The organism is Halomonas sp. DP3Y7-2 (assembly GCF_019800795.1).
Taxonomy (GTDB): Bacteria; Pseudomonadota; Gammaproteobacteria; order Pseudomonadales; family Halomonadaceae; genus Halomonas; species Halomonas litopenaei_A.
In genome coordinates this window covers 24191-49292 of sequence record NZ_JAHVKJ010000001.1, presented here as the reverse complement: position 1 = coordinate 49292, position 25102 = coordinate 24191, and the positions used below count along the sequence as shown (strand labels likewise).

Annotated in this window: 19 protein-coding genes; 13 read left to right on the top strand and 6 right to left on the bottom strand. The window is 62.8% G+C overall.

Features of this window, described 5'->3' with window-relative positions; all coding sequences use genetic code 11:
• Positions 1-62: 62 nt before the first annotated feature.
• On the bottom strand, positions 63-1889 hold the full coding sequence (gene typA, locus KUV45_RS00205; protein WP_206943861.1) for a translational GTPase TypA: 1827 nt from the start codon (positions 1887-1889) through the stop codon (positions 63-65).
• Between the two features lie 550 nt (positions 1890-2439).
• Positions 2440-2958 carry a glycosyltransferase family 2 protein gene (locus KUV45_RS00200; RefSeq protein WP_206943862.1) on the bottom strand — a complete coding sequence of 173 codons (519 nt, stop codon included), beginning with the start codon at positions 2956-2958 and terminating at the stop codon, positions 2440-2442.
• A 513-nt stretch (positions 2959-3471) separates the two neighbouring features.
• On the opposite strand from KUV45_RS00200, the gene glnA reads away from it, so the two are divergent.
• The 5 genes from glnA (at position 3472) to KUV45_RS00175 (ending at position 9746) form a co-directional block, all read left to right on the top strand.
• Entirely contained in the window at positions 3472-4878 is a 1407-nt protein-coding gene (gene glnA / locus KUV45_RS00195) for a glutamate--ammonia ligase (protein WP_222162466.1), read from the top strand.
• Between the two features lie 151 nt (positions 4879-5029).
• The gene (locus tag KUV45_RS00190; protein ID WP_222162467.1) at positions 5030-5716 is read left to right on the top strand and encodes a hypothetical protein; all 687 of its coding nucleotides are present in this window, start codon (positions 5030-5032) and stop codon (positions 5714-5716) included.
• 405 nt (positions 5717-6121) lie between these two features.
• A complete protein-coding gene (gene glnL / locus KUV45_RS00185; RefSeq protein ID WP_222162468.1) occupies positions 6122-7171 on the top strand; it encodes a nitrogen regulation protein NR(II) in 1050 nt (349 codons plus the stop codon).
• On the top strand, positions 7164-8576 hold the full coding sequence (gene ntrC, locus KUV45_RS00180) for a nitrogen regulation protein NR(I) (RefSeq protein ID WP_206943869.1): 1413 nt from the start codon (positions 7164-7166) through the stop codon (positions 8574-8576). Before glnL ends, ntrC begins: the two co-directional genes overlap by 8 nt.
• Positions 8577-8774: 198 nt before the next feature.
• Positions 8775-9746 carry a hypothetical protein gene (locus tag KUV45_RS00175; protein WP_222162469.1) on the top strand — a complete coding sequence of 324 codons (972 nt, stop codon included), beginning with the start codon at positions 8775-8777 and terminating at the stop codon, positions 9744-9746.
• A 108-nt stretch (positions 9747-9854) separates the two neighbouring features.
• Here the strand turns inward: KUV45_RS00175 and KUV45_RS00170 are convergent, their stop codons facing one another.
• Both KUV45_RS00170 and KUV45_RS00165 read right to left on the bottom strand, forming a co-directional pair.
• Positions 9855-11672: an aminopeptidase P family protein gene (locus tag KUV45_RS00170; protein WP_222162470.1), complete on the bottom strand. Its 1818-nt coding sequence runs from the start codon at positions 11670-11672 to the stop codon at positions 9855-9857.
• A gap of 2 nt (positions 11673-11674) precedes the next feature.
• Positions 11675-13258 (bottom strand): peptide MFS transporter, encoded by a 1584-nt coding sequence (locus KUV45_RS00165; RefSeq protein ID WP_222162471.1) that lies wholly within the window; start codon positions 13256-13258, stop codon positions 11675-11677.
• A gap of 325 nt (positions 13259-13583) precedes the next feature.
• Here KUV45_RS00165 and KUV45_RS00160 point away from each other — a divergent pair, with 325 nt between their 5' ends.
• From KUV45_RS00160 to KUV45_RS00135, 6 genes are all read left to right on the top strand, one after another.
• Complete coding sequence (locus KUV45_RS00160) at positions 13584-14798, top strand: CaiB/BaiF CoA-transferase family protein (protein WP_222162472.1); 1215 nt, start codon at positions 13584-13586, stop codon at positions 14796-14798.
• A gap of 272 nt (positions 14799-15070) precedes the next feature.
• The gene (locus KUV45_RS00155; RefSeq protein ID WP_206943879.1) at positions 15071-16057 is read left to right on the top strand and encodes a tripartite tricarboxylate transporter substrate binding protein; all 987 of its coding nucleotides are present in this window, start codon (positions 15071-15073) and stop codon (positions 16055-16057) included.
• Positions 16054-16539 (top strand): tripartite tricarboxylate transporter TctB family protein, encoded by a 486-nt coding sequence (locus tag KUV45_RS00150; RefSeq protein ID WP_206943881.1) that lies wholly within the window; start codon positions 16054-16056, stop codon positions 16537-16539. Before KUV45_RS00155 ends, KUV45_RS00150 begins: the two co-directional genes overlap by 4 nt.
• Before the next feature lies 1 nt (position 16540).
• Complete coding sequence (locus KUV45_RS00145) at positions 16541-18037, top strand: tripartite tricarboxylate transporter permease (RefSeq protein ID WP_206943883.1); 1497 nt, start codon at positions 16541-16543, stop codon at positions 18035-18037.
• A gap of 123 nt (positions 18038-18160) precedes the next feature.
• Entirely contained in the window at positions 18161-19498 is a 1338-nt protein-coding gene (locus KUV45_RS00140; protein ID WP_222162473.1) for a deoxyguanosinetriphosphate triphosphohydrolase, read from the top strand.
• 149 nt (positions 19499-19647) lie between these two features.
• The gene (locus KUV45_RS00135; RefSeq protein ID WP_222162474.1) at positions 19648-21363 is read left to right on the top strand and encodes a BCCT family transporter; all 1716 of its coding nucleotides are present in this window, start codon (positions 19648-19650) and stop codon (positions 21361-21363) included.
• Positions 21364-21401: 38 nt separating this feature from the next.
• On the opposite strand, the gene KUV45_RS00130 is transcribed toward KUV45_RS00135, so the two are convergent.
• Positions 21402-22181 (bottom strand): RimK family alpha-L-glutamate ligase, encoded by a 780-nt coding sequence (locus KUV45_RS00130; RefSeq protein ID WP_222162475.1) that lies wholly within the window; start codon positions 22179-22181, stop codon positions 21402-21404.
• Between the two features lie 97 nt (positions 22182-22278).
• On the opposite strand from KUV45_RS00130, the gene KUV45_RS00125 reads away from it, so the two are divergent.
• The gene (locus KUV45_RS00125) at positions 22279-23127 is read left to right on the top strand and encodes a ribonuclease I (RefSeq protein ID WP_222162476.1); all 849 of its coding nucleotides are present in this window, start codon (positions 22279-22281) and stop codon (positions 23125-23127) included.
• An 11-nt stretch (positions 23128-23138) separates the two neighbouring features.
• On the opposite strand, the gene KUV45_RS00120 is transcribed toward KUV45_RS00125, so the two are convergent.
• Positions 23139-24056 (bottom strand): nuclease-related domain-containing protein, encoded by a 918-nt coding sequence (locus tag KUV45_RS00120; RefSeq protein WP_206943893.1) that lies wholly within the window; start codon positions 24054-24056, stop codon positions 23139-23141.
• Between the two features lie 142 nt (positions 24057-24198).
• Between KUV45_RS00120 and KUV45_RS00115 the strand changes: the two genes are divergently transcribed.
• Positions 24199-25068, top strand: a complete 870-nt coding sequence (locus KUV45_RS00115; protein ID WP_222162477.1) for an NAD-dependent protein deacetylase — start codon at positions 24199-24201, stop codon at positions 25066-25068.
• Positions 25069-25102 lie beyond the last annotated feature (34 nt).

Below are 25102 nucleotides of genomic sequence, written 5' to 3'. Positions count from 1 at the left end.
TCCCGCTACAAACGACGATGCCCGCCAGAGGGCGGGCATCGAGGCAACGGAAAGCGGCGCGATTACTTCTTGCTGGCGCGCTTGCGTTCGTTTTCTGTCAGGAACTTCTTGCGCAGACGGATATGGTTCGGGGTGATCTCGACCAGCTCGTCGTCATCGAGGAATTCGATGGCCTGTTCCAGGGTGAAGCGCACCGGCGGAGTCAGCACGATGTTCTCGTCGTTACCGGAGGCGCGCATGTTATCAAGCTTCTTGCCCTTGGTCGGGTTTACCACCATGTCGTTGGCACGGTTGTTGATGCCGACCAGCATGCCCTCATAGACCTCGGTGCCGTGGTCGATGATCAGCTTGCCGCGCTCCTGCAGCGCATACAGGGCGTAGGCGAGGGCCTTGCCCGGTACCATGGACACCAGCACGCCGTTGCGACGCTCGATGGAGGCGTCGGGCTTGAGCGGGCCGTAATGATCGAAGCGGCTGGTCAGGATGCCGGTGCCTGACGTCAGGGTCAGGAATTGACCGCGGAAACCGATCAAGCCGCGCGCCGGAATGATGAAGTCAAGGCGCACGCGGCCCTTGCCATCCGGATTCATGTTCTTGAGCTCGCCCTTGCGGTAGCCGAGCTCTTCCATGATGGCGCCCTGATGCTGCTCTTCGCAGTCGATGATGACTTCTTCGTAGGGCTCCTGCTTTTCGCCATCGATCTCGCGGATGATGACTTCAGGACGACCGACGGCCAGCTCGAAGCCTTCGCGACGCATGCTCTCGATCAGCACCGACAGGTGCAGCTCGCCGCGACCGGAAACGATGAACTTCTCCGGTGATTCACCCTGCTCGACGCGCAGCGCGACGTTGTGGATCAGCTCCTGGTCCAGGCGATCCTTGATGTTGCGGCTGGTGACGAACTTGCCGTCCTTGCCTGCAAACGGTGAGTCGTTGACCTGGAAGGTCATGGAGACCGTCGGCTCGTCGACCGTCAGGGCCGGCAGTGCCTCGACCGCAGCCGCGTCACAGATGGTGTCGGAGATGGCCAGTTCGTCGATACCGGTGATGCAGACGATGTCGCCGGCGGTGGCCTGCTCGGTCTGGACACGCTCAAGGCCCAGGTGAGTCATGACCTGGCCAATCTTGCCCTTGCGGGTCTGGCCTTCCTTGTTGATCACCACGACCTGCTGGTTCGGTGACATGGCGCCGCGGGTGATGCGACCAAGGCCGATGACGCCGACGTAGCTGGAGTAGTCGAGGGCCGAAATCTGCATCTGCAGCGGGCCATCGAGTTCAACCTTGGGCGGCTCGACGATGTTGACGATGGACTGGAACATCGGCGTCATGTCCTCGGCCAGCTGGTCCGGTTCCGGACCGGCAATGCCGTTGAGCGCCGAGCAGTAGATGATCGGGAAGTCGAGCTGCTCGTCGCTGGCACCCAGGTTGTCGAACAGATCGAAGATCTGATCGATGACCCAGTCAGGACGTGCCCCGGGGCGGTCGATCTTGTTGACGACAACGATCGGCTTCAGGCCCTGGTCGAAGGCTTTCTGGGTGACGAAGCGAGTCTGCGGCATCGGGCCGTCAACGGCATCGACCAGCAGCAGGACCGAGTCCACCATGGACATGACGCGCTCGACTTCGCCGCCGAAGTCAGCGTGTCCAGGGGTGTCCACGATGTTGATGTGGTAGTCCTGTCCCTCGGGAGAGCTCCAGCGGATCGCCGTGTTCTTGGCCAGGATCGTGATGCCACGTTCCTTTTCCTGGTCATTGGAGTCCATGATGCGCTCCTGCCCCTCGGCCTTGCGGTCCAGAGTGCCGGACTGGCTGAGCAGCTTGTCGACCAGGGTGGTTTTGCCGTGGTCGACGTGAGCGATGATGGCGATGTTGCGAAGATTCTCGATCACGACGGGATCCTGCTGGAAAAAGTGGGGCCGCATTATAGGGCCTGGGTGATGACAACGACCAGCATTGTTGCGGTCAATCTATCCGTGAATTCTCAAGATGCTGAACTTTCAAGCACCTGCGTGACGCTGACTTGACGCGTTAGGCCCCATTTTCAGGCGTTTTTGCGCGAGAAGGCGACAAGAAAGGAGTGGCTTGAGGTGCCATCTCTTGTGTGTCCGCCTGTTTGAGACGGCGTTTTTCGACGCCACGGCATAACAACGTCTACACGACAACGTCTATATGACTACGTCTTTGTGACGCCTTGATGAGAGGGCTCTCCACGACGGTGTTCTATCAACATGAGTACCAGCGTCATCCAGCGGGTCGCTGAGGGGCCTGCCCCTGGCTGGCGTTTGGCAGGAGTGTACGGGGCTGCTGCATGGGAGCCGCTGCATCAGGGCCGCTGCATCAGGGCCATGGCATGAGGGCCGCAGTAGAGGCATGCTCAGGATGGCATGGGCCAACTACGACATAACAGCCGTTGCGCGGCGGCTGCTGAGTAGCTGTCCCTCAGGCGCGCTGTACCAGCGCATTGGCCCGACAGGCCTTGAGCCGCGTGGCCAGGTCTTCTACGGCGCTCAGGTCCAGCGATGGATCAAAGCCTCCCAGGCGCTCGAACCAGTTGCGCTCTACGCCAAGTGCCCGTGTGGGCGTCTGTCGCAGAAGTTGGAACAGGGCCAGCGGACAAGGCCGAGATGGCCTGACCATGGGGCGTGATTCGTCGGCAGCCGCGGCCATCATGCGTTCTACCCAGGCTGAGTCCAGTGGGCCCAGGCAGAAGCCGAGCATTCGCCCATTGCAGTGAGAGGCTGCCAGGTTGAAGCGTCTCCCCATCGGCGCCGGACGGACGCGCACCAGCCGATAGTCTTTCGCGTGCTCGCCGAGCTGTTCAGAGGTGATGCCACCATCGTCGATGACTATGATCTCGCTGCGCCCCTGGAACAGGGCAATCTGCTGGCGTGCCTGCGTCAGCCGACAGGACAAATCCTTGCCGGTCAGGCGGGCATCGATGATCAGGCTGATATTCACGACGACACTCCGAGGCGGGTGACGCCGACCGTGACGGGAGGGCCGGCGACAAACGTAAGGAAGTGTATCCGCGCGTTGCAGAAGGTTCCAGCGACCCCTTACCCCTAGCGATCGCCTCGGCAGACTTCAGCGTCGAGATGGTTGAGGGTTATCTTGGTGCATAAAAGTTTCTGGCGCTTCATTTTGGTGCACAAGTGGGTCTTTGACGCGATGGCCGTGAGCCAATGCGCTATGCTGGAGCAGCAGTGGCGAGAACTTAAAATCGATGAAAAACATTGGGTTGAGATTTTTTTGATCAATGCTGGTGCAATGATGGCACGCAACCTGCATTGTTTCTGACAGTGTCATCGTGTCGAGCACGTCACCATGGGAACTGTCCCGGGAGCGTGCTACAAAGGATCCCGGTACCCCTTTTGCTCCCTGGATCATCCCCCAATTCGAAGTCGGTGACATGGGATTGGTGCCGTCGCCCCAATGCTCGAGTCACGAACAAGTTTCACTCTGGAGGACCACATGTCAGACAAGACTCTCGCCCTGATCAACGAACATGACGTCAAGTGGGTTGACCTGCGTTTCACCGACACCCGCGGCAAGGAACAGCACGTCACTATTCCGGCCTCCGAGGTCGACGAGGAATTCTTCGAGAACGGCCAGATGTTCGATGGCTCCTCCATCAACGGCTGGAAGGGCATCAACGAGTCCGACATGATTCTGCGTCCGGAAGACGGCACCGGCTTCCTCGACCCCTTCACCGAAGACGCGACCCTGATTCTGCGTTGCGACATCATCGAGCCGGCTACCATGCAGGGCTACGAGCGCGACCCGCGTTCCATCGCCAAGCGCGCTGAGGCCTACCTGCAGTCTTCCGGCCTGGGTGATACTGCATTCTTCGGCCCCGAGCCCGAGTTCTTCATCTTTGATGAAGTGCATTGGAAGGCCGACATCGAAGGTGCGATGTACAAGATTTCCTCCGAAGAGGGTGCCTGGTCAACGGACCGCGCCGTCGAAGGCGGCAACCTGGGCCACCGTCCTCGGGTCAAGGGCGGCTACTTCCCGGTTCCCCCGGTGGACAGCTTCCATGACATGCGCGGCGCCATGTGTAACACCCTGGAAGCCATCGGCCAGAAGGTCGAGGTGCACCACCATGAGGTGTCCAACGCCGGCCAGAACGAAATTGGCGTAGCCTTCAACACCCTGGTCAAGAAGGCCGACGAAGTTCAGGAAATGAAGTACGTGATCCACAATGTGGCCCACGCCTACGGCAAGACCGCCACCTTCATGCCGAAGCCCCTGGTCGGCGATAACGGCAGCGGCATGCACGTGCACCAGTCCTTCTGGAAGGACGGTCAGAACCAGTTTGCTGGCGACCAGTACGCTGGCCTGTCTGAAATGGCGCTGTTCTACATCGGCGGCATCATCAAGCACGCACGTGCGCTGAACGCCTTCACCAACGCTTCTACCAACTCGTACAAGCGTCTGGTGCCGGGCTTCGAAGCACCGGTCATGCTGGCCTACAGTGCCCGTAACCGCTCTGCGTCGATCCGTATTCCGTACACCGCCAGCCCCAAGGGCAAGCGTGTTGAGGCGCGTTTCCCTGACCCGACCGCCAACCCCTACCTGTGCTTCGCGGCCATGCTGATGGCGGGTATCGATGGCATCAAGAACAAGATCCATCCTGGCGATGCCATGGACAAGAACCTCTACGACCTGCCGCCGGAAGAAGGCAAGTCCATTCCGACCGTGGCGGAAAGCCTCGACCAGGCGCTGGCGGCTCTCGACGAAGACCGCAGCTTCCTGACCGAAGGTGGTGTCTTCACCGACGACATGATCGATGCCTACATCGAGCTCAAGAACGAAGACGTGGAGCGCCTGCGCATGACCACGCACCCGATCGAGTTCGACATGTACTACAGCTGCTGATCCAGCGACGACGACACCGCGTCGTATATCGGCCCCGCCTTGAGCGGGGCCGATTTTTTTTGGCCTGGCCTTGCCCTCGAGCAAGCGATGCCCTTGGCCTGGCAGGACAGGCATCGCATGCTTGCCAGGACACCCCCATCAAGGAGCCACCGTGAAGCTACCACCGCGCTGCCGGCAGGCCATGTCGCCACAGCCGTCGGGCCGCCTGCCGGCTCGGCGATGCCGGTTGGAGCTGATGTGGCTGGGGTGGATATGGCGGGAGCGGATATGGCTTTGGCGAGTATCGAGAGGCCTGCTGCTGACGATACTGCTGCTGTATGGCTCCCAGGGGAGTGCCGCCGATGCCCTCTATCGTCGCGTCGAACGTCATGGCGGCGTCACCTATAGCGATCGGCCGCTGGAAGGTGGAGAGCGCTTCGTGCCAGGGGCGCTCTCCCATGTGCCGAGTGCTCCTCTGCCCCCGGCACTGTCCCAGCTGCCGGGGGATATCAGCGCTGCTGCGCCGGGCTACCTGGCACGGGATGTGCTGGCCATTGCCCGTCCGGCATCTGGCAGCGTGCTGCCCAGCGGCGCTGGCGGCAGCCTCGAGGTCGCGGCGGCCGTCAGCCCGCCTCTTGACGCCGGTTATGTGCTGGGGCTTGAGGTCGATGGCGTGCTGGTGACGACGGGGGATTCTCCACTGACCCTGACTCAGCTCGAGCGGGGAGAGCACCGCATCGTCCTGGTCGTGATCGACCCTGATCGCAAGGTTCGCCAGCGCAGCGACGCTGTCGTGCTGCACGTGCAGCGAGCCCGCGTTGCGGTGCCCGCGACTTCCCGCCATGGGCCGTCATCGTAGATAGCGAATGCTCGCTGTCTCCCTTGTTCCCGTTCCCCCCGGTCCCCCTGTCCCCCTGTCCCCCTGGCAGCTCAGACATCTGGCCAGAGTCACGTCGGTCCCGGGTGGCGCGCTGGCGTGGCCCCAATCCCATTCGGCATAAGCCCTAAACCAGTGCAGTGCACCAGCTTGGTGCAGTAGCATGTCCATGGGGAGGAGTGTCCAGGCTCCCCCGTGGGACGACAGCGGGTACACGGCGCACCACGGTGGTCATCGTCTGGGTGAAAGCGAGTCTGGCCCGCTTCTTGCTTGCATTAAGGAAGTGCACTCGCTGACGACGCCTGCTTCGGGATGGCGCCTTCAGCGCCTCGCAGGGGGGTGCACCTCACGCTCGGCTGAACGACTTCATCTGCTCAGGATACGCTCATGGCGTCAGGCATCATCGAACACCTCACCACGGCGGTTGTACTGCTTGATGAGGACTTGCGTCCAACGTGGATGAATCCCGCAGCGGAAGCCCTGCTGGCTGTCAGCGCTGCCCGAGTGATCGGCGTACCGCTGGGAGATTGGGTCGGCGGAGAAGACGATATCGCCGACGTGCTGGCGCGTGCCAGAGACGGTTTGCACCCCTATACCCAGCGTGAGGCGCGGCTGACCCTCGGCGGTGGCGAACCCTTGACGGTGGACTACACGGTGACGCCGTTGGCCCGGGATAGCCTGCTGCTCGAGCTGGAGCCGCGGGACCGGCTGTTGCGGATCTCGCGAGAAGAGGCCCTGCAGTCGCGCCAGGAGACCATGAAGGTGCTGGCGCGAGGGTTGGCTCACGAGGTCAAGAACCCGCTGGGCGGCATACGTGGCGCCGCACAGTTGCTGGAGCGTGACCTCGAGCAGACACCCGCGCTCAAGGAATACACCCGCATCATCATCGAGGAAGTGGATCGACTCAGGGACCTGGTCGATTCCATGCTCGGGCCGAACCGCGTGAGCCGCCGGGAGCCTCTGAACATCCACCGGGTGCTGGAGCGTGTCCGGGCACTGCTGCTGGTAGAGCAGCCCCAGGTCCGCATCGAGCGAGACTACGATCCCAGCCTGCCCGAGCTGATCGGTGACGAAGCACAGCTTATCCAGGCCGTGCTCAACGTTGCGCGCAATGCAGTGCAGGCTCTGGTCGAGTCGGACACCCCAGACCCCTTGATCAGCCTGCGGACCCGCGCCAGACGCCAGTTCACTCTGGGGGCCCAGCGTCATCGCCTGGTCTGTGATGTCAGTGTGATCGACAACGGGCCAGGTATTCCCGACACCCTGCGTGACACCCTGTTCTATCCAATGGTATCCGGACGGGCCGAGGGCAGCGGCCTGGGGCTGTCGATTGCCCAGTCGGTGCTGCATCAGCACGACGGGCTGATCGAATGCGAGTCCGCCCCCGGACACACAGAATTTCGCTTGCTGATTCCCCTGGAGATGAGTCATGACTGATGCCGCTCGTATAATGATCGTCGATGACGATCGCGCCATTCGCTGGGTGCTGGAGCGGGCGCTGGCTCAGCCTGACTTGCAGGTGGAAGCGGTCGAGCGTGCCGATACGATTCTGGATCGTCTGCTCTCCTCACCCCCGGATGTTCTGGTCACCGATATTCGTATGCCGGGCATCGATGGACTGGATCTGATGGCAAAGGTGCGTGAGGTGCACCCCGATCTTCCGGTTATCGTCATGACCGCTCACTCCGACCTGGACAGTGCGGTAGCCTCCTATCAGGGGGGCGCCTTCGAATACCTGCCCAAGCCCTTCGATGTCGATGAGGCACTTGCCCTGGTGCGCCGAGCGGTCGCCCACGTGCGAGAACGCCAACGGCCCGTCAGCGTTCCCGAAGGCCTGGATGCAGAGATCATTGGTGAAGCGCCGGCCATGCAGGAGGTCTTTCGTGCCATCGGCCGACTCGCCCACTCGCACATCACCGTGCTGATCAACGGCGAGTCAGGGACGGGCAAGGAGCGGGTGGCACGCGCCCTGCACCAGCATAGCCCTCGCGCGGGCAATCCCTTTATCGCCCTCAACATGGCCGCCATTCCTCGGGATCTGATCGAATCCGAGCTGTTTGGTCACGAAAAGGGAGCCTTTACTGGTGCCAGTGCCAGTCGTCAGGGGCGCTTCGAACAAGCCAACGGCGGCACCCTGTTTCTCGACGAGATCGGCGACATGCCGTCGGAAACCCAGACTCGGCTGCTGCGGGTGCTGGCCGACGGCGAGTTCTATCGGGTCGGGGGACACACGCCGGTCAAGGTGGATGTGCGGATCATCGCCGCCACCCACCAGGATCTGGAGACACTGGTGGCCGATGGGCGTTTCCGTGAGGATCTGTTTCACCGCTTGAACGTGATCCGCGTTCATCTACCGCGGCTGTCCCAGCGGCGTGAGGATATTCCGCGGCTGGCCAGGCACTTCCTGGCCGAGGCCGCCAAGGAGCTATCCACCGACGTCAAGGTACTGACCCAGGACGCCGAGGAGTTTCTGACCCGGGTGGACTGGCCTGGCAACGTGCGCCAGCTGGAGAACACCTGCCGCTGGCTGACCGTGATGGCCTCCGGGCGCGAGGTGCTGGTCGAAGACCTGCCGCCGGAGCTGCGTGGGGGGGATGACGTGGCTGCCGGAGGGGACTGGCGTGAGGCGTTTCGCGCCTGGGCTGACGGTGCCTTGGCCGCTGGCCATACCCACTTGCTGGAAGAGGCCGTGCCTGACTTCGAGCGCATTCTGATCGAGACAGCGCTCAAGCACACCGCGGGACGCAAGGGCGAAGCGGCAGAGCTGCTTGGCTGGGGTCGCAACACGCTGACGCGCAAGCTGAAGGTGCTGCTGCCTTCGCTGGCCGAGGACCACGATTGAGCGTGGTGGCCGTAGCAAGGGCATAACCTCTCTGTTGAAATTGACCTACCTCAAGGGGCGTATCACAAACGGCCAATGAGTGATCTAGAGTGATGGCGGAATAGCATATTCTCTCCAAACATTGTTTGAGCCGCCACGCTCTTGTCACCACGTTTGCAGCTTCAGCAGTGCTGCTGCGCTTCTGAGAGGGTCTTTCCCATGTCTTTTTCGCGTATTGGTAGGTTTAGCCTGCTGAGCTTGTGTTTCTGTGCCTTGGCGACGGGCGCTTACGCTCAGGATTCCGGCCGTCCGGTCACGGTCCCCGCTCACAGCGAGCAGACCCCAGCCGCTGGTGATGACCTCGCTGCCATTGCCAAGGAAACCACCAACCCGGTCGGCTCCGCCTGGATGCTGTGGATGCAGAACGACTACACCCATCTCGATGGTGATGACTTCGATGGGCGCTGGTCGAACTCCTTCAAGTTCCAGCCCGTCATGTCCTTCCCGTTCGAGCTGGCCGAGGATAACTGGAACCTGGTGGTGCGCCCCGTCTTCCAGTACAACTCCTCGCCCATGGACGAGAGCTTCGGGACCTTGGCTCGTGGTGGCAGTCCGCTGGATATCGACCCAGATGAATGGAGTCGCAATGCCCCCCATCGGGGCAGGACGGAGGGGCTAGGTGACACGGCGCTGGTCACCTTGGCCGGCCCCGCTCGCAGCGATGGCGTGATCTGGGGGCTGGGGATGACGCAGATTTTCCCGACCGCAGAGCACGATGTGTTGGGGCAAGGGAAGTTCCAGGCCGGTCCTGCGGCGCTGATTGCTCGCCTGGCGCCGAATCCTGGTGGCTGGAACATGGGCCTGCTGGCCCAGCATTGGTGGTCCTATGCCGGTGAAGATGATCGGGAGCACACCAGCCAGACCGACCTTCAGTACTTTCTCAACTATCGACTCAGTGGCACCGAATTGGTGGGCATGACCCCCAACGTGCGGATCAACTGGGAAGCGGACAGTGGAGAGAAGGTCAATTTCCCGATTGGCCTGGGGTACTCCAACGTGATCCGCATGGGCAATACGCCGGTTCGCCTGGCCGCCGAGATTCAGCGCAGCGTGATTCGCGGTGACGAGTGGGACGCCGACTGGAATCTGCGCTTCATGTTCATCCCGGTGGTCAAGAACCCCTTCCTGTAAGGACGTTGTCGCCTGCCATGAAACGACAGAAGGGCTCCGCCATGGCGGAGCCCTTCTTGGTTTGCTCTGACGCTAAGCGTGTCGGCGTGATCGCCGGCGAGGTTGCGATCAGGCCAGCGTCAGAGGCTCGGTGCGCGCCTCAAGCCAAGCCAGCGCCGGGCCATCGAGCAGAGGTGCCAGCCGGCGACGTACCTCGGCATGATAGGCGTTGAGCCAGTCGAGCTCGCCCTGGTCAAGCATCAGCGGCGCCAGGCAGCGGCTATCAATGGGACACAGGGTCAGCGTCTCGAACTCCAGGAAGTGACCGAACTCACTCGCGGGAGCGGGGCGGTTGGCGACCAGATTCTCGATCCGCACGCCCCACTGGCCAGGCCGATATACGCCAGGCTCGTTGGACGTGATCATGCCCGCACGCATGGCGGTATGCTCGGCGACGGACGCGCCGGAACTGATCACCTGAGGGCCCTCATGCACATTGAGGAAGTAGCCTACTCCATGGCCGGTGCCGTGACCGTAGTCACGCCCGGTGGCCCACAGCGGCGCCCGTGCCAGGGCGTCTAGCCGCGAGGCGGCGATACCCTCTGGAAAACGCGCTCGGGACAGCGCAATCATGCCCTTGAGCACCAGGGTGCAGTCTTCGCGCTGCGCCCGGGACACCTCGCCCACCGGTACCATGCGGGTGATGTCGGTCGTGCCGCCACGGTACTGGCCGCCGGAGTCGATCAGCAGTAGTCCGTCACCCTCTATCGTCGAGTAGGCCTCGGCGGTGGCGCGGTAGTGGGGCAGGGCACCGTTGGCATTGAAGGCGGCAATGGTGTTGAAGCTTTCGCAGACGAAGTCAGCGTGCTGGGCACGCTGTTCGCGCAGACGGGTTTCCACATCGAGCTCGCTGACCGGTTCCTGGCGGGACAGGCATTCCTCCAGCCAGGCAAAGAAACGGCACAGTGCTGCCCCATCTGCTTCCATGGCCTGGCGCACGAACGCCAGTTCATGATCCGTCTTGATGCCCTTGGCCAGGGTGCTGGGCTGAAACGCCTCGACCACGTTCATCTCCGCCGGCAACGCCTGACGGGTGCCGAGGGTCACGCGAGCCGGATCGATCAATGCCGTCTCGTCCCGGGGCAGAGCCGCCAGGCGCGGTGCCCAGTCAGCATAGTCGGCGACCTCGATACCGTCTTCGGCGAGCGCCTGAGTCTGTTCGGCGTCCAGCTTGCCGGGTGCGACAAAGAGGGTGGCTGTCGCCCGGCCAACCAGCAGGTGGGCCAGAAACACGGGGTTGAAGCCCACGTCCGAGCCACGCAGGGTGGTCAGCCAGGCGATGTCGTCGAGGGTCGAGATCAAGTGCCAGTCGGCGGCGTGGTCGGCCATGGCCTCGCGCAGATGGGTCAGCCGTTCACCACGTGTCTGATCGAGATAGCGCGGGTCGTGGGGTTCGATGGGCTCCAGCGGCAGGCGTGGACGGTCGGCCCAGATCTCGTCGAGCAGGTCCTTGTCGCCACGCAGGTTCACCCCCTGCTGGCCAAGCAGTTCGTCCAGCTGGCGGCCGTGTGCCAGCGATACCACCTGGGCGTCATAGCCGAGCGTGTCGCCCGCGGCGAGCCGCTCACTGAGCCACTGCATCGGCGCGGCAGCCTGCCCCTGGGTCAGCTTCTGCATGGCAATGCCGCTGCCAGCGAGCTGGGCCTCGGCCTGCACAAAGTAGCGGCTATCGACCCACAGCCCCGCCTCGTCCTGGGTCACCACCAGGGTGCCGACAGAGCCATCGAAGCCGGAAAGCCACTCGCGCCCGGCCCAATGCTCGGGCAGGTATTCGCTGTTGTGGGGGTCGCTGGAAGGTAACCACCAGGCGTCTACCTGATGGCGACGCATCGCGTCACGCAGTTCGCTGAGACGTTGGCGAGCGGTCTCGGCGCTGGTTGAGGACATGCTCAGACTCCTGTTTTGACGATAGCTTCGGCGTCCGCGCGATGCGCGGACGCTGGATCGATGAGGCGGTGGTGCTTCAGCATGCGCTTGAACACGGGTACGAGCAACAGCAGCACGGCGGCGAAGATGACCAGGGCGATGGCCGAACGTCCGAACAGCTCGGGCAGCTGCTGGATTTCTTCAGCATTGACGTGGCCGCCGATCAGTCCTGCCACCAGGTTGCCCAGCGCGGCGCCGGTGAACCACAGTCCCATCAGCTGGCCTTGGGTGCGTTGGGGAGAGAGCCCTGACATGGTCGACAGCCCCACCGGTGACAGGCACAGCTCGCCCAGGGTCAACAGCAGCATGCTGCCGACGATCCACAGGGGAGAGACCAGCCCAGGTCCACTGAGTACCTGCTGTGCAGCCAGCACCATCAGGCCGAAGCCCATGGCCGCCAGCAGCAATCCCAGGACGAACTTCATGGGGCTGCCGGGTTCAAGGTGACGGCGGCCGAGGGCCGGCCACAGCCAGCCGAACACCGGGCCCAGCAGCACGATGAAGACCGGGTTGAGGGACTGGAACCACAGGGTGGGGATGTCCCAGCCCAGCACATTGCGGTCGGTGTAGTTAGCGGCGAACAGGTTGTAAGAGGTGGGCTGCTGCTCGAAGGCCGCCCAGAAGAAGGCCGCGGCCACGATCAGCACGAAGCAGATGGTCACACGGATGCGCTCGTCACGGTTAAGGCCGGAGAACAGCATCAGGTATGCAAAGAACCCTACCGCAGCCACGATCAGGACGCTGGTCATGGCTTCTGCCACGGCGCGGGCATCGATGCTGATCACCCCAGTGGCGACCAGCGCGACCAGGGCGGCGAGGGCGGCCAGACACAGGCTGACGATGGCGCCCACATGCCGGCGTCGCTGGGCCGGAGCGTCCCAGGTGGAGGCCCGGCCACGCTCGGCATCGGCACGCTGCATGGCCGGCACCGCCCACAGGCGAAACAGCAGCAGGGCAATCAGCATGCCGACGCCCCCCATGGCAAAGCCCCAGTGCCAGCCCATGGAGTCCATCAGCAATCCGGTGAACAGCGGGGCAAACAGGCTGCCGATGTTGATGCCCATGTAGAAGATGGCAAAGCCTCCATCCCGGCGCACATCGCTCTCGTCATAAAGGCTGCCGACCATCACCGAGATGCAGGTCTTGAACAGGCCGGTCCCCAGCACGATGAAGATCAGCCCGACAAAGAAGGCAACCGCGCCGAACAGGGCGGACAGGGCGATGGACAGGTGGCCGAAGGCGATCAGGATGGAGCCGTACCATACGGCACGGCGCTGGCCGAGCCAGTTGTCCGCCAGCCAGCCGCCGGGCAGCGCGGCAAGATAGATGGCGCCACCATAGATGCCCACGATGGCGGCGGCGGTCTTGGCGTCGAAGCCTAGACCACCGTCAAACAGGGAGGCGGCGATGAACAGTACCAGCATCGGCCGGATGCCGTAGAACGAAAATCGCTCCCACATCTCGGTGAAAAACAGCGGGCCAAGGGCGCGTGGATGCCCAAAGAACCCCTTGTCGGCGTGGGAGCCGGGTGAGTGGGTGGATTGCATGAGACCAGACCTTTTCGGGGTGGGAAGGCGTGCTTACGCCTCTACTTCAAGCGCCTCGAGTCGAGAGGGCATTCGGGAAGATTGCGAGCAATAGACACAATAATGTGCCGATAGTCGTAAGAAATTGCTGTAGGTCAGCATAAAGGCAGCGAATTTTAGGGAAATCGTCCTTCGAGGGAAATACCCCAGGCGGTCTGACTGGCCGCGTACCCCCTGTCATCTCAGCGAAAAGGCGTATGTCCAACATGCGGGGTCAGCCTCTATATTGTCGAAATGTCGATGTTTCTCGGCAGAGCCCCTTCGCTGAACGGACAGGATGAGCGTCATGGAAGCACCCGTGCAGGACAGTACGCGATTGTCAGGGAGCCTGGCTGGCATCAGGGTCATCGACCTGACACGCGTGATTTCCGGCCCTTTTGCCAGCCAGATGCTGGGGGATCACGGGGCAGAGGTGATCAAGGTGGAAACACCGGGCGAAGGTGACGTGGTGCGCCAGCAGGGCAACATGGTCAACGGCTTCAGCGCCTACTTTGCCCAGTTCAACCGCAACAAGCGTTCCATCACCCTCAATCTGCGCACCCCCGAGGGGCGTCAGGTGCTTGACCGCCTGCTCGAGGATGCCGATGTCCTGGTGGAGAACTTCCGACCAGGGGTGCTGGCGAAGATGGGGCTTGATGATGACACCCTGAGGACACGATTTCCTCGGCTGGTGGTCGGCCGTATCAATGGATTTGGTTCCACCGGTCCCTACCGTGACCGGCCCGCCTATGACTTTGTGGCCCAGGCCATGAGTGGCTTCATGGGCGTCAATGGTGCCGAGGGCGGCGAGCCAATGCGAGCGGCGCCCCCCATCAGTGACATGGTCGCCAGTCTCAACCTGGCCTTCGGTGTCAGCGCCGCACTGGTAAGGCGGGAGCGAACCGGGCAAGGGGAGATTCTGGAAACGGCGCTGACCAATGGCCTGGTGGCAATGTTGGGGTATCTGGCGGCGGAGTTCTTTGCCACGGGCAAGGTCCCGACGCGGACCGGCAATGATCACCCGATGCTCTACCCTTACGGACTGTTCGAGGCTGCCGATGGCGAGGTGGCCATCGCCCCCAGCAGTGAAGTGATGGTGCGCAGGCTGCTGGAAGCCCTGGGACAGCATGCGCTGCTCGAGCAGCCCCGCTTTGCCGACAATCGCCAGCGCATGGCCAATCGCGACGCCCTTCGCGAGATACTCAATGAAGTCACGCGACAGCGCAGCGTGGCCGAGTGGATTGATCATCTCAATGCTGCAGGAGTGCCCTGCGGTCGCGTTCAAGATCTTCGCGAGACTTTCTCCGACCCTCAGATTCTGGACCAGCAGATGCGCCTGGAGCTGGATCAGGGCGAGGCGGGAACGATCGCAACGACCGGCTTCCCGATCAAGATGCGTGAGGCCCCGGCCGCGCTGCAGCGCCCGGCCCCTAAACTGGGCGAGCATACTGCCGAGGTGCTGGCGGAGCTGGGTTTTGACGAAACACAGTGCAAAGACCTGCGCCGTCGTGGCGTTGTCTAGCCTGGCCACGGAGCGGCCTCTGCTCGGAGCCGTCGACAGGCGAGCGCGAAAAGGAAAGGCGCGATAGGAAAACGCGAAAGTTAACACGCTGCCGTGTAGAAGATGCCGACCCGCTTGGTAGCGGTCATCCGCAACAGCTGTCCAGGTGATGGGAGGACAGCGGCGACCCAGGTACCTGTCGCTTCACCGCAAGCAACGCTGACACCGGTGGCGGTGGCCACCACAACACGACATACCCCAATAATCAACAAACGCTGCAAGGAGCCCTGCTCATGCCATTCTCGCTCAAGCCTCGTATTGGACTGCCGCTGCTCGCGCTGGGTCTTGGTCTGTCCTCGACCGTCAACGCCGTGCCCATCGATGAGTGCATTGCCCCGGCAGACCCCGGCGGTGGCTGGGACTTTACCTGTCGTAGTGTCGGCAAGTTGCTGACCGACCTCGAACTGACGGACGGCACGGTGCAAGTCACCAACATGCCGGGCGGTGTCGGTGCCGTGGCCTTTTCGAATGTGGCGGCCAAACGCGCCGATGACAGTGATTTGATGGTGGCGACCAGCACGGTGGGCATGACCCAGATTGCCCAGGGCCGCTATCCCGGCGGTGCCGAGACCATGCGCTGGCTGGCGATGCTGGGTACCGATGTCGGGGTCATCCTGGTCGATGACGAAAGCGAATACGAAAGCCTCGAACAACTGCTCGAGGCCATCGTGGCGGACCCCTCTTCTGTGGCGGTAGCCGGCTCCAGCGGTGCGGGTGGATGGGACCACATCCGGGCCTTGATGCTGGCCAAGGCAGCGGGGCTGCCTGGGGACCAGGTAGGCGCCCTGCGTTGGGTGCAGTTCGATGGTGGCGGTCCCGCGGTGACCCAGATGATGGGCAACCATGTAGATGTGGTGTCGACAGACCTGGGCGAAGTGGCAGGTTTCATCGAATCGGGTGACGTGCGTGTGCTGGGGGTGCTGTCAGAAGATCCGCTGCCGGCGCCCTTCGACCAGCTGCCCACCGCCGTCAGCCAGGGTTACGACGTGACCGGCTACAACTGGCGCGGTTTCTACACCGGTGGCGACGTCTCTGACGACGACTATGCCAGCATGGTAGAGGACCTCGAAACCCTGTACGCCAGCGACCAATGGAAAGAGGTTGCTGCCCAGAATGGCCTGGTTCCGCTGTGGCGCGGTGGCGATGAGTTCTCCTCCTTCGTGGTCGAGTCCATCGAGCGGGTCGAGGCGATCTCTCGGGAGATCGGGGTTATTCAATGAGTCACACCGATGACCTCGAGCTGAATCATGATCGCCGGCCGGCACCGGTCGGTGATCGTATCGCGGGGGCGGTGTTGCTGCTGCTGGCGCTGGGCGCCTGGTGGCATTCGCACAGCTTCGTCACTGGCTTCATGCAGCCGGTAGGGCCGGGGGCTTTCCCCCGGCTGGTCAGTCTGCCGCTAGGCGTATTGTCGGCGTATCTGCTGTTTCGGCCGGGCTTTAACGAGCGCTGGCCGGACCGTGCTGGGCTTGCACGTCAGCTGGCAGTGCTGCTGTTGCTGGCTGCCTATGCGGGCGTGCTGGAAGCGCTGGGCTTCCTGCCCGCCACGCTGGTCGGTGCCGTCCTGCTGACGCGGCTGTTTGGTGCCCGTTGGCAGCAGGCCATGGTGGCCGGGACCGGACTGGCGGTGGGGCTCTATGTGCTGTTCGAGTTTGGCCTCGGCATGCCGTTGCCCAACGTACCCTGGTGGGGAGCTGCCTGACATGGATACCTTAGCGTTTCTTGCCCAGGGCTTCGCGGTCGCGACTCAGCCGGAATTTCTGCTGCTGGCGCTGATCGGTTGTGCGGTGGGCACCCTGATCGGCGCCTTGCCGGGACTCGGGCCGGTCAACGGGGTGGCCCTGATGATCCCGCTGGCGTTCAACTTCGGACTGGAGCCCACGGCGGCCCTGATCCTGTTGGTCAGCGTCTACTACGGCTGCATGTACGGGGGGCGTATCAGCTCCATCGTGCTCAATATTCCCGGTGACGAGCCGGCCATGATGACGACCCTCGACGGCTACCCCATGGCGCTGAAAGGCCGCGGTGGTGAGGCCCTGGGGCTGTCGGCGGTGGCGTCCTTCGTGGGGGCAACCATCGCCACCATCGGCTTGACCCTGTTCGCCCCGCTGCTGGTCGATCTGGCCATCAAGTTTGGGCCAGCGGAATACTTCGCGCTGTTCCTGCTGGCGTTTGCCACCATCGGCGGCGTGACCAGCGGTAGCTTCACCAAGAGTTTCATTGCTGCGTGCCTGGGACTGTTGCTGGGCACCGTGGGCATCGATCCGGTGTCCAGCGTCGCCAGATATACCTTTGGTACCTTCGAACTGTATGACGGCATCGATTTCATCGTAGCGCTGGTCGGCCTGTTTGCGATCTCCGAGTGTCTGGTGTTTCTGGAAAAACGCCACGATGCCGACAAGCCTCACGTCCAGCTGGGTTCGGCCTGGCCGGGCATGACGTCGTCGCTGTCCTGCAAGGGCAGCATTGGACGCGGCTCGCTGATCGGCTTCGTGTCGGGGGTGTTGCCCGGAGCCGGTGCCTCCTTGGGTAGCTTTCTCTCCTATATGCTGGAAAAGCGCTGGCTGGGGGCGAAAGGCGATTTCGGCAACGGCGACCCTCGCGGCGTCGCTGCACCGGAAGCCGGCAACAATGCCGCTGCCGGTGGTGCGTTGATTCCGATGCTGTCGCTGGGGATTCCTGGAAGCGGCACCACGGCGATTCTGCTGGCGCTGCTGCTGTCGATGAACATCACCCCGGGGCCGCTGCTGTTCGCGCAGCAGCCGGAGATGGTGTGGGGGCTGGTGGCGGCGCTGTTTATCGGCAACATCATGCTGCTGATCCTCAATGTGCCGCTGGTCGGACTGTTTGCTCGTGTGCTGCAGGCGCCCAGCTGGCTGCTGATGCCGATGGTGGTGCTGATCGCCTTCGTGGGCGTCTATTCGCTCAACAATAGTCCCTTCGATCTGTACATGATGCTGGCGTTCGGGGTGCTCGGCTATGTCCTGCGCAAGCTGGAGATACCGACCGTGCCGGTGGTGCTGGGCTTGCTGCTGGGCGGTCAGATGGAGTTCAACCTGCGGCGTGCCATGTCGATCAGCGGTGGCGACTGGAGCATCCTGGTGAACAGCGGGATTTCCATCGGCATCTATGTCTTCGCGGTGACGTTGATCATCGCCGGGGCTGTCTACGCCATGTTACTCCGGCGCCGCCTCAAGTAAGCCAGGAAGGCGCCAGGGCTGATGAGCGGCGGTATGCCCTGGGAAATTGGCTGAGCTCTCGGTGAGCGTGGCCTTGATGAGGGTGCTGGTGTCAGAATGGCGGTTCACAAGGAGGGAGCCGCCATGAAAACCATGAACTGGGAACGCCTGCTGGATCCGGTCCGATTGCACGATCCACGTGGCAGCACCCACGATGAAGTGGGGCGCAGTCCCTTTCACAAGGACCATGACCGGATTGTCTTTGCGGGTTCCTTCCGTCGCCTGGGGCGCAAGACCCAGGTGCACCCGTTGACCGACAATGATCATATCCACACCCGCCTGACGCATTCGCTGGAGGTCGGCTGTGTAGGCCGCTCGCTGGGCATGAGCGTGGGCGAGCTGCTGCGTGATCGCCTGCCTGCTTGGATCACCCCAGCGGATCTCGGCGTCATCATCCAGGCGGCGTGTCTGGGCCATGACATCGGCAACCCGCCCTTCGGTCACGCCGGCGAGTATGCCATCCGTGACTGGTTCAAGTGTGCCGAGAACAATGGTAGCGGCTTGCTCGACGGGCTGACGCCGCTGGAGCGTGAAGACCTGCTGACCTACGAAGGCAATGCTCAGGGCTTTCGCATCGTGACCCAGATCGAATACAACCAGTTTCGTGGCGGCATGCGCCTCAGCGCGGCGACCCTGGGCACGCTGTTGAAGTATCCATGGACAGTGACCCACGGTGGCCAGGCCGGCAAGTTCGGCTGCTATCAGAGCGAGCTTCCCGCGCTGGCACAGGTGGCGGAGCACCTGGGCCTGATCCCCCAGGGCGAGCATCGCTGGTGCCGTCATCCCCTGGCCTGGCTGGTAGAGGCGGCAGACGACATCTGCTACGCCTTGCTGGATCTCGAGGACGGGGTGGAGATGGACATCCTGGACTTTGACGAGGTGGCGGAAATTCTCACCCAGATTGCCGGGGGAGAGCCAGCGGACTATGCCGAGATGTGTCGCAATGGCGTGTCTCAGCGACGCCGTATCGCGGCGCTGCGGGGGGCGGCCATGGAGCGGGCCGTCACCGATGTTGGCAAGGTCTTCGTCGAACACGAGCAGGAACTGCTGTCAGGCACGCTGCAGCAAGACCTGTTGGAGCTGTGCCACCCGGACCTTGACTGGGGGGTGAAGCTGGCCAAGCAGCTGGCGCGCAAGCGGATCTTCCAGAACACGCGCAAGGCCAAGCTGGAAATCGGCGCCTACACGACGTTGGGCATCCTGCTGGAGGCGTTTATCGGTGCGGCGCATGAGCTGCATCACACCGGGCATTCGAGCTTCAAGCATCAGCGGGTATTGGCGTTGATCGGCGAGAATACGCCGCTGCCGTCCTGGTCCTTGTATGACAGCTACCGTCGTATGCTGGACTTCATCGGCGGCATGACCGATCACTACGCGGTAGACCTGGCCCAGGAGATGGGCGGCAAGCTGCGCGGGGATTAGGCGGACTTGCCCAGCGGCTTGCTGTCGGTGCAGGGCACCGCGGCGTTGACGCAGGCGCAGGTAGCGTGGGCCACCGGAGGTGCCGGCACGGTGGCGCCACGCGGTTTTCTCGTATACTGAGGGGGAAAAACATAACAAGGGATTGATTTGTGAAAACGCAGACGCCCCCCCACAGCGATCATGGCTTCGACGTGATCGACAAACCGACCTTCTTCGGTTCGCTGTTCCTTCTTCTTGCCGTCACTGTGCCCCTGGTGATCTTCCCCGAACAGGGCGCCACCTGGGTGCTGGCGGCCAAGAACTTCATTACCAATGAACTTGGCGTGCTCTATCTGGCGCTCGGGCTGGGCGCGAGCGGCTTCATGCTGTTTATCGTGTTCAGCGATATTGGGCAGATCAAGCTCGGAGACCCTGAAGAACAACCCGAGTTCTCGACGGTATCCTGGGCAGCGATGCTGTTCTGTGCAGGGATCGGAGCCTCGATCCTGTACTGGTCGATGATCGAGTGGATCTACTACTACCAGGCGCCACCGTTTCACGCCGACCCTCTGTCGCCGGATGCCGCTCGGTGGGCGGCGGCCTACGGCATTTTTCACTGGGGCCCGGTGGCGTGGTCAATCTATCTGATTCCGGCCATCCCGATCGCCTACTTCTACTATGTGCGTAATCACAGCGTGCTCAAGATCAGCGAGGCCCTGATGCCCGTGCTGGGTGAGAGTCGCGCCCATCGCTGGCCAGGCAAACTGATCGATGTGCTGTTCGTGTTTGGCATGCTCGGCGGCGGGGCCACCACGCTGGGCTTGGCGGCCCCGCTGATCAATGAAGGGCTGTATGAGCTGTTTGGTGTGCCCAAGACCCTGGCCGCGCGAATCTTCGTGCTGATGCTGTGCACCGCGATCTTTGGCTACAGCGCCTTTGTGGGGCTCAAGAAGGGGATCAAGGTGCTCTCCGACATCAACTTCTGGTTGGCCACCGGGCTGCTGGTCTTCGTCTTCGTCGTGGGGCCCACCGAGTTCATGGCCAGCACCGGATTGGACGCCTTGGGGCGGGTTCTCAGCAACCTGGTGCACATGGGCACCTGGACCGAGCCCTTTGCGCGATTCGAGAATTTCCAGTCCACTCACTTCCCCCAGGACTGGACCATCTTCTACTGGGCCTGGTGGCTGGTGTTTGCGCCCAGCGTGGGGCTGTTCATTGCGCGCATCTCGCGTGGGCGGACCATTCGCTCCATGGTGGCGGGATCGATCTTCTTCGGCTCCCTCGGCTGTGCCCTGTTCTTTATCGTGCTCGGCAACTACGGCCTCTACCTGCACCTGTCCGGCACCCTGGACCTGGTCACCATCCTCAACGAAGAGAGCGCCACGGCGGCCATCTTTGCCACCCTGTCGACCCTGCCGCTGAGCTATCTGGTGATTTTCGCCTTCACCTTGCTGGCCCTGATTTTCACGGCCACCACCTTCGACTCGATTTCCTACATCCTGGCAGCAGTGGTGCAGAAGGAGGTCGATGAAGAGCCGATGCGATGGAATCGACTGTTCTGGGCCTTCGCGCTGTCGTTCATGCCGGCGGTACTGATGTTCATCGGAGGCCTGGAGACCCTGCAGACAGCATCCGTCGTGGGTGGGGTGCCGTTGCTGCTGGTGGCGCTGCTGCTGTGTATCTCGACGGTGCGAGCGGCGCACTACGACCTGCGCTATCAGCCTGACTATACCGACAAGGAAATCTATATCGAGGAGTTCCCGGAGGATGACCCCTGGACCGAGGAAGGCACCTGGGAGCTTCCGGAAGGTGAACATCATGGCGTCAGCCATGATGATCGTCCCCATGTGGAGGGTGACCCCGGCAGTCATCCTTCTCGCCTGTAGTGGACGCGGCGCGGCGGCCCTTGTTGCGAGGGTCGTCGTCAGGCTGCCTGCGGCAGTGAGGGGGCGCCCAGATGCTCGAGAATGGCGGTTGGGACGGTGGTTTCAGGCGCGTCGATGCCCTGATTTCCGAACAGTCGGTTGAATTCGAGTACCATGGGGCGCCCCTCGACCATGGCAATGTCGAAGCCCGCGTGGTCGATGCCCAGCCGTGACGACAGGCGCTTTACCAGCGCTAGCGCCGCATCGGGCACTGGGTCGTGGCGGATTTCTCCACCTCGCGCCACATTGGTGCGAAAGTCATCCAGCGGACTCTGGCGCCAGTAGGCGGCCAGGATACGCTTCCCTACCACCACGATACGCAGGTCTCGGTCGATCGGCAGATAGCGTTGGGCGTAGAGCAGGTTCTCACTGGACAGATAGTCGATCAGCGCTTGCCGAGAGCGAATCAGGCTCACACCCTGCCCCATGGCACTGCGCACCCGCTTGGCCACAAAGGGGTAGCCAAAGCGTGCCTCCACGTCGTGTATCGCCTGGGAATTGACGCCCAGGATGGCAGTGTCTGGCGTCGCTTCCGGACAGCAGGCGCGGAAAGCGCGCGTCTGCTCTATCTTGTCATGGCCCAGGTGATAGGTTGCCAGGCTAGGGAAGACTCGTTGGCCAAGGCCATAGGCCAGGGCGTTGATCTGCCAGTACTCGGGGAACAACAGGGCGTCAGCTTCCGCCAATTCCTGGCGGTGCTCGTCCATGTGGTCAGGCTTGATATAGCGCGCCTGCGAGATCCCCAGGCTCCGTAACGGATCAAAGGTGATCAGCTTCATGAAACAGTTATCCAGAAAGACAACAGAGTGGAAATATCGAGGGCGCGCACCTTGCCAACTGTGGCGCGCCTTTGCAAGTCGCCTGCGGGGAGCTCGGATGACCTACGCGACGGTGGTGGCCGACAAGCCAGGTCAGCGTTGGGCTCTGTCCCTGTCCCTGTCCCTGTCCCTGGCGCTGGCCTTGGCCCTGGCAATGTTGGGGAGCGCGGTCGAGGCCCACGACGCGGAGGAGCAGCGTGCAGCGCTGCTGGATCTGGAGCAACCGCATTTTGACCATTATGTCCTGGCCTTGACCTGGCATCCCGGCTTTTGCGGCAGCCGTCGTCAGCCGCCGCGGGAATGTCGTGACCCCGCGTTGCTGGCGGGTACCGATGAGGGCTTTGTCTTGCACGGGCTATGGCCGTCTCGCCCAGATCGCTGGATCGCCCAGGGACTGAGTACGCAGGAATGGCAGCGGCAAGGGTGTTTCATCGAGCGTCCGAGACCGGCGGGAGACTTCTGTCAGGCGGGCCCCGCGATTGCACTGTCCGACAGTGCCCTGGAGCAGGAGCTGACGGCCGCCATGCCTGGTAGTGCCAGCTGTCTGGATCGCTACGAATACGCCAAGCACGGGGCCTGCATGGGGATGACGGATGACCAGTACTTTGATGGCTCGCTGGCCCTGGTGGAGATCGTCAACGACAGTGCGCTGGGAGCATTGGTGCGAGCACAGCGCGGTCGTACCGTGGCACGCCGCGATCTGATCGCTGCCTTCGAGGAAAGCTTTGGTCGGGGGAGCGGCCGTGCACTGGCGCTGGTGTGTGGTGGGCCAGGCAATCGCCTGCTGACGGAAATACGCGTCGGCATCGAGGCCGAGCACGTCGACGACTTCCCTGCCAGGCACAGCCTCGCGTCGGTGGCCTTCGGGCGCTGTCCGGCCCGCATCGAGCTGCGCCGCAACAGCTAGCGTTGCTCCGGTTAGACAGAGGGGCCCTCCAGATGGCTCAGCTCTCGCGTCAGGGCACGTTTCTGGAGGGCATCGATCACGCGGTCGTGGAGGACGGGGTCCATGGCCGTGTTAGCGGGGCGGGCGTCGGTCAGATGGGCTGCCAGGCCTTCGCCGCTGACGACCTGGAGGTCATCTGCGCTCACTTCACGCTCGATCTTCCAGCCTGGCAGCGCCAGGATCCCCTGTACCGGCACGGGCTGTCCCAGCTCACGGCACAGCCAGGATGCCACCCAGCGTGTGGCTTGCCGAGCCTTGCGCTGCGGACGGCGCTCTAGCCAGCCGGGGAAGCGCAGGCGCTCGTGCTCTACCACGACGGTATCCTGAACGTCGCCCGATGGACTGATACCCGGCGTACGTGCCCGCGTCTCGACCACGAAGACGCCGTAGGGAGTGATCGCGATATGGTCGATCAGAAAGGTGTCGGCCGGCACATCATGGAAGACGAAAAAGGGGTGAGCTTCAGGCCGGATAAGGCGTTCCAGCTCCTGCCCGACCGCCAGCTCACACGCCAGACCGAGCTTGATCCGGCGAATGCGTTGATAGTCACGCATCAAACGGAAACTGAATACGATGGCAAGCAGGGTGCACAGCACGCCGTAGAAGGCCCATTCCAGCCAGTTCTGGTGGCGTGAAAACAGCATGCGGCCCATGCCGTAGACGAGCGGAGTCAGCACCAGCACCGGCCCCAGGGCCGCATTCAAGAATAGACTGGCGAAGGCTCTGTCGAGGCGATCGCGCAGCAGCTGCCCTGGCTCTCGCAGGGGGTGTGCATCAAACGGGGAATGCACGCGCGGATCGTGCAAGCTGCGCAGCGCCACCACCACCGTCGCGGCGGCGGCCAGTGGAAACAGAAAGAACAGTGGCAGCAGGTAATCCAGCCAGGCCATCGGCACTCCTTGCCCGTAGCAGAATGTTGTCCATTGTAGACAATGAAGGGGCATCCGGGCCATGCGACCCTTGGACATGTAAACTGGTGGCGCCGGATAGCCAGGCAGATCCGGCCTTTGTTGTCTCTGATGAGGAGCCATCATGCCGGACGCTATCCGCCCGACATTGCTGCCAGCAGCTTTATCACCCAGCGCCCTGGTCGACTTCTGTCACCGTCATCGGCGCATTGCCGTGCTCAGTGGTGCGGGTATCAGCACGCCCAGCGGGATCCCCGACTATCGCGATGCCAAGGGGGACTGGAAACGCTCCCCGCCGATCGATCATCGTGACTTCATGGCCCACCATGGCGCAAGGCAGCGGTACTGGGCGCGGGCGCTGATCGGTTTTCGTGTGCTCAACGACGCCAAGCCTAACCTCGCTCATCGTGCCCTGGCCGAACTGGAGCGGCTCGGCAAGGTGTCCGGCATCATCACCCAGAACGTCGATGGCCTGCATCAGCGCAGTGGCTCCCGGCGTGTGATCGACCTGCATGGCCGCGCCGATCAGGTAGTCTGCATGCAGTGTGGTGCCCGCCAGATGCGGCATGCACTGCATACTGAGCTGGCGCGCCGTAACCCTGACTGGACCTTCGACCACTCCGGGATCGCAGCCGCCCCTGACGGAGATGCGGATCTGGAAGCCGACTTTTCACGCTTCGATGTGCCTGCCTGTGGGCGCTGCGGTGACGGTATCTGGAAGCCAGACGTCGTGTTCTTCGGTGACAATGTGCCTGCGGCTGTTGTGGCTGACGCCCGTGCCCTGCTCGATGACAGCGACGCCTTGCTGGTGGTGGGGTCGTCGCTGATGGTGTTTTCTGGTTTTCGCTTCGTGCGCGAGAGCGTCAAGGCCGGAAAGCCCGTCGCCTGCATCAACCTGGGCAAGACCCGTGCCGATGACCTGTTTACCCTGAAGCTTGATGGGGCCGTCGATCAGGTATTGCCGGCATTGGCAAGCCAGCTGGGTTCTGGCTAGCCGCGGTCTGGTTGTCAGGGCTGTGGTCATCAGG

Bases quoted from the DNA above. Each gene is read 5' to 3' on its own strand.
- KUV45_RS00165 (WP_222162471.1), bottom strand. From the start codon at position 13,258: ATGCAATCCACCCACTCACCCGGCTCCCACGCCGACAAGGGGTTCTTT.
- KUV45_RS00155 (WP_206943879.1), top strand. From the start codon at position 15,071: ATGCCATTCTCGCTCAAGCCTCGTATTGGACTGCCGCTGCTCGCGCTG.
- KUV45_RS00115 (WP_222162477.1), top strand. From the start codon at position 24,199: ATGCCGGACGCTATCCGCCCGACATTGCTGCCAGCAGCTTTATCACCC.
- KUV45_RS00150 (WP_206943881.1), top strand. From the start codon at position 16,054: ATGAGTCACACCGATGACCTCGAGCTGAATCATGATCGCCGGCCGGCA.
- KUV45_RS00140 (WP_222162473.1), top strand. From the start codon at position 18,161: ATGAAAACCATGAACTGGGAACGCCTGCTGGATCCGGTCCGATTGCAC.
- KUV45_RS00130 (WP_222162475.1), bottom strand. From the start codon at position 22,181: ATGAAGCTGATCACCTTTGATCCGTTACGGAGCCTGGGGATCTCGCAG.
- ntrC (WP_206943869.1), top strand. From the start codon at position 7,164: ATGACTGATGCCGCTCGTATAATGATCGTCGATGACGATCGCGCCATT.
- glnL (WP_222162468.1), top strand. From the start codon at position 6,122: ATGGCGTCAGGCATCATCGAACACCTCACCACGGCGGTTGTACTGCTT.
- KUV45_RS00170 (WP_222162470.1), bottom strand. From the start codon at position 11,672: ATGTCCTCAACCAGCGCCGAGACCGCTCGCCAACGTCTCAGCGAACTG.
- KUV45_RS00160 (WP_222162472.1), top strand. From the start codon at position 13,584: ATGGAAGCACCCGTGCAGGACAGTACGCGATTGTCAGGGAGCCTGGCT.
- KUV45_RS00145 (WP_206943883.1), top strand. From the start codon at position 16,541: ATGGATACCTTAGCGTTTCTTGCCCAGGGCTTCGCGGTCGCGACTCAG.
- glnA (WP_222162466.1), top strand. From the start codon at position 3,472: ATGTCAGACAAGACTCTCGCCCTGATCAACGAACATGACGTCAAGTGG.
- KUV45_RS00175 (WP_222162469.1), top strand. From the start codon at position 8,775: ATGTCTTTTTCGCGTATTGGTAGGTTTAGCCTGCTGAGCTTGTGTTTC.
- KUV45_RS00120 (WP_206943893.1), bottom strand. From the start codon at position 24,056: ATGGCCTGGCTGGATTACCTGCTGCCACTGTTCTTTCTGTTTCCACTG.
- KUV45_RS00125 (WP_222162476.1), top strand. From the start codon at position 22,279: ATGACCTACGCGACGGTGGTGGCCGACAAGCCAGGTCAGCGTTGGGCT.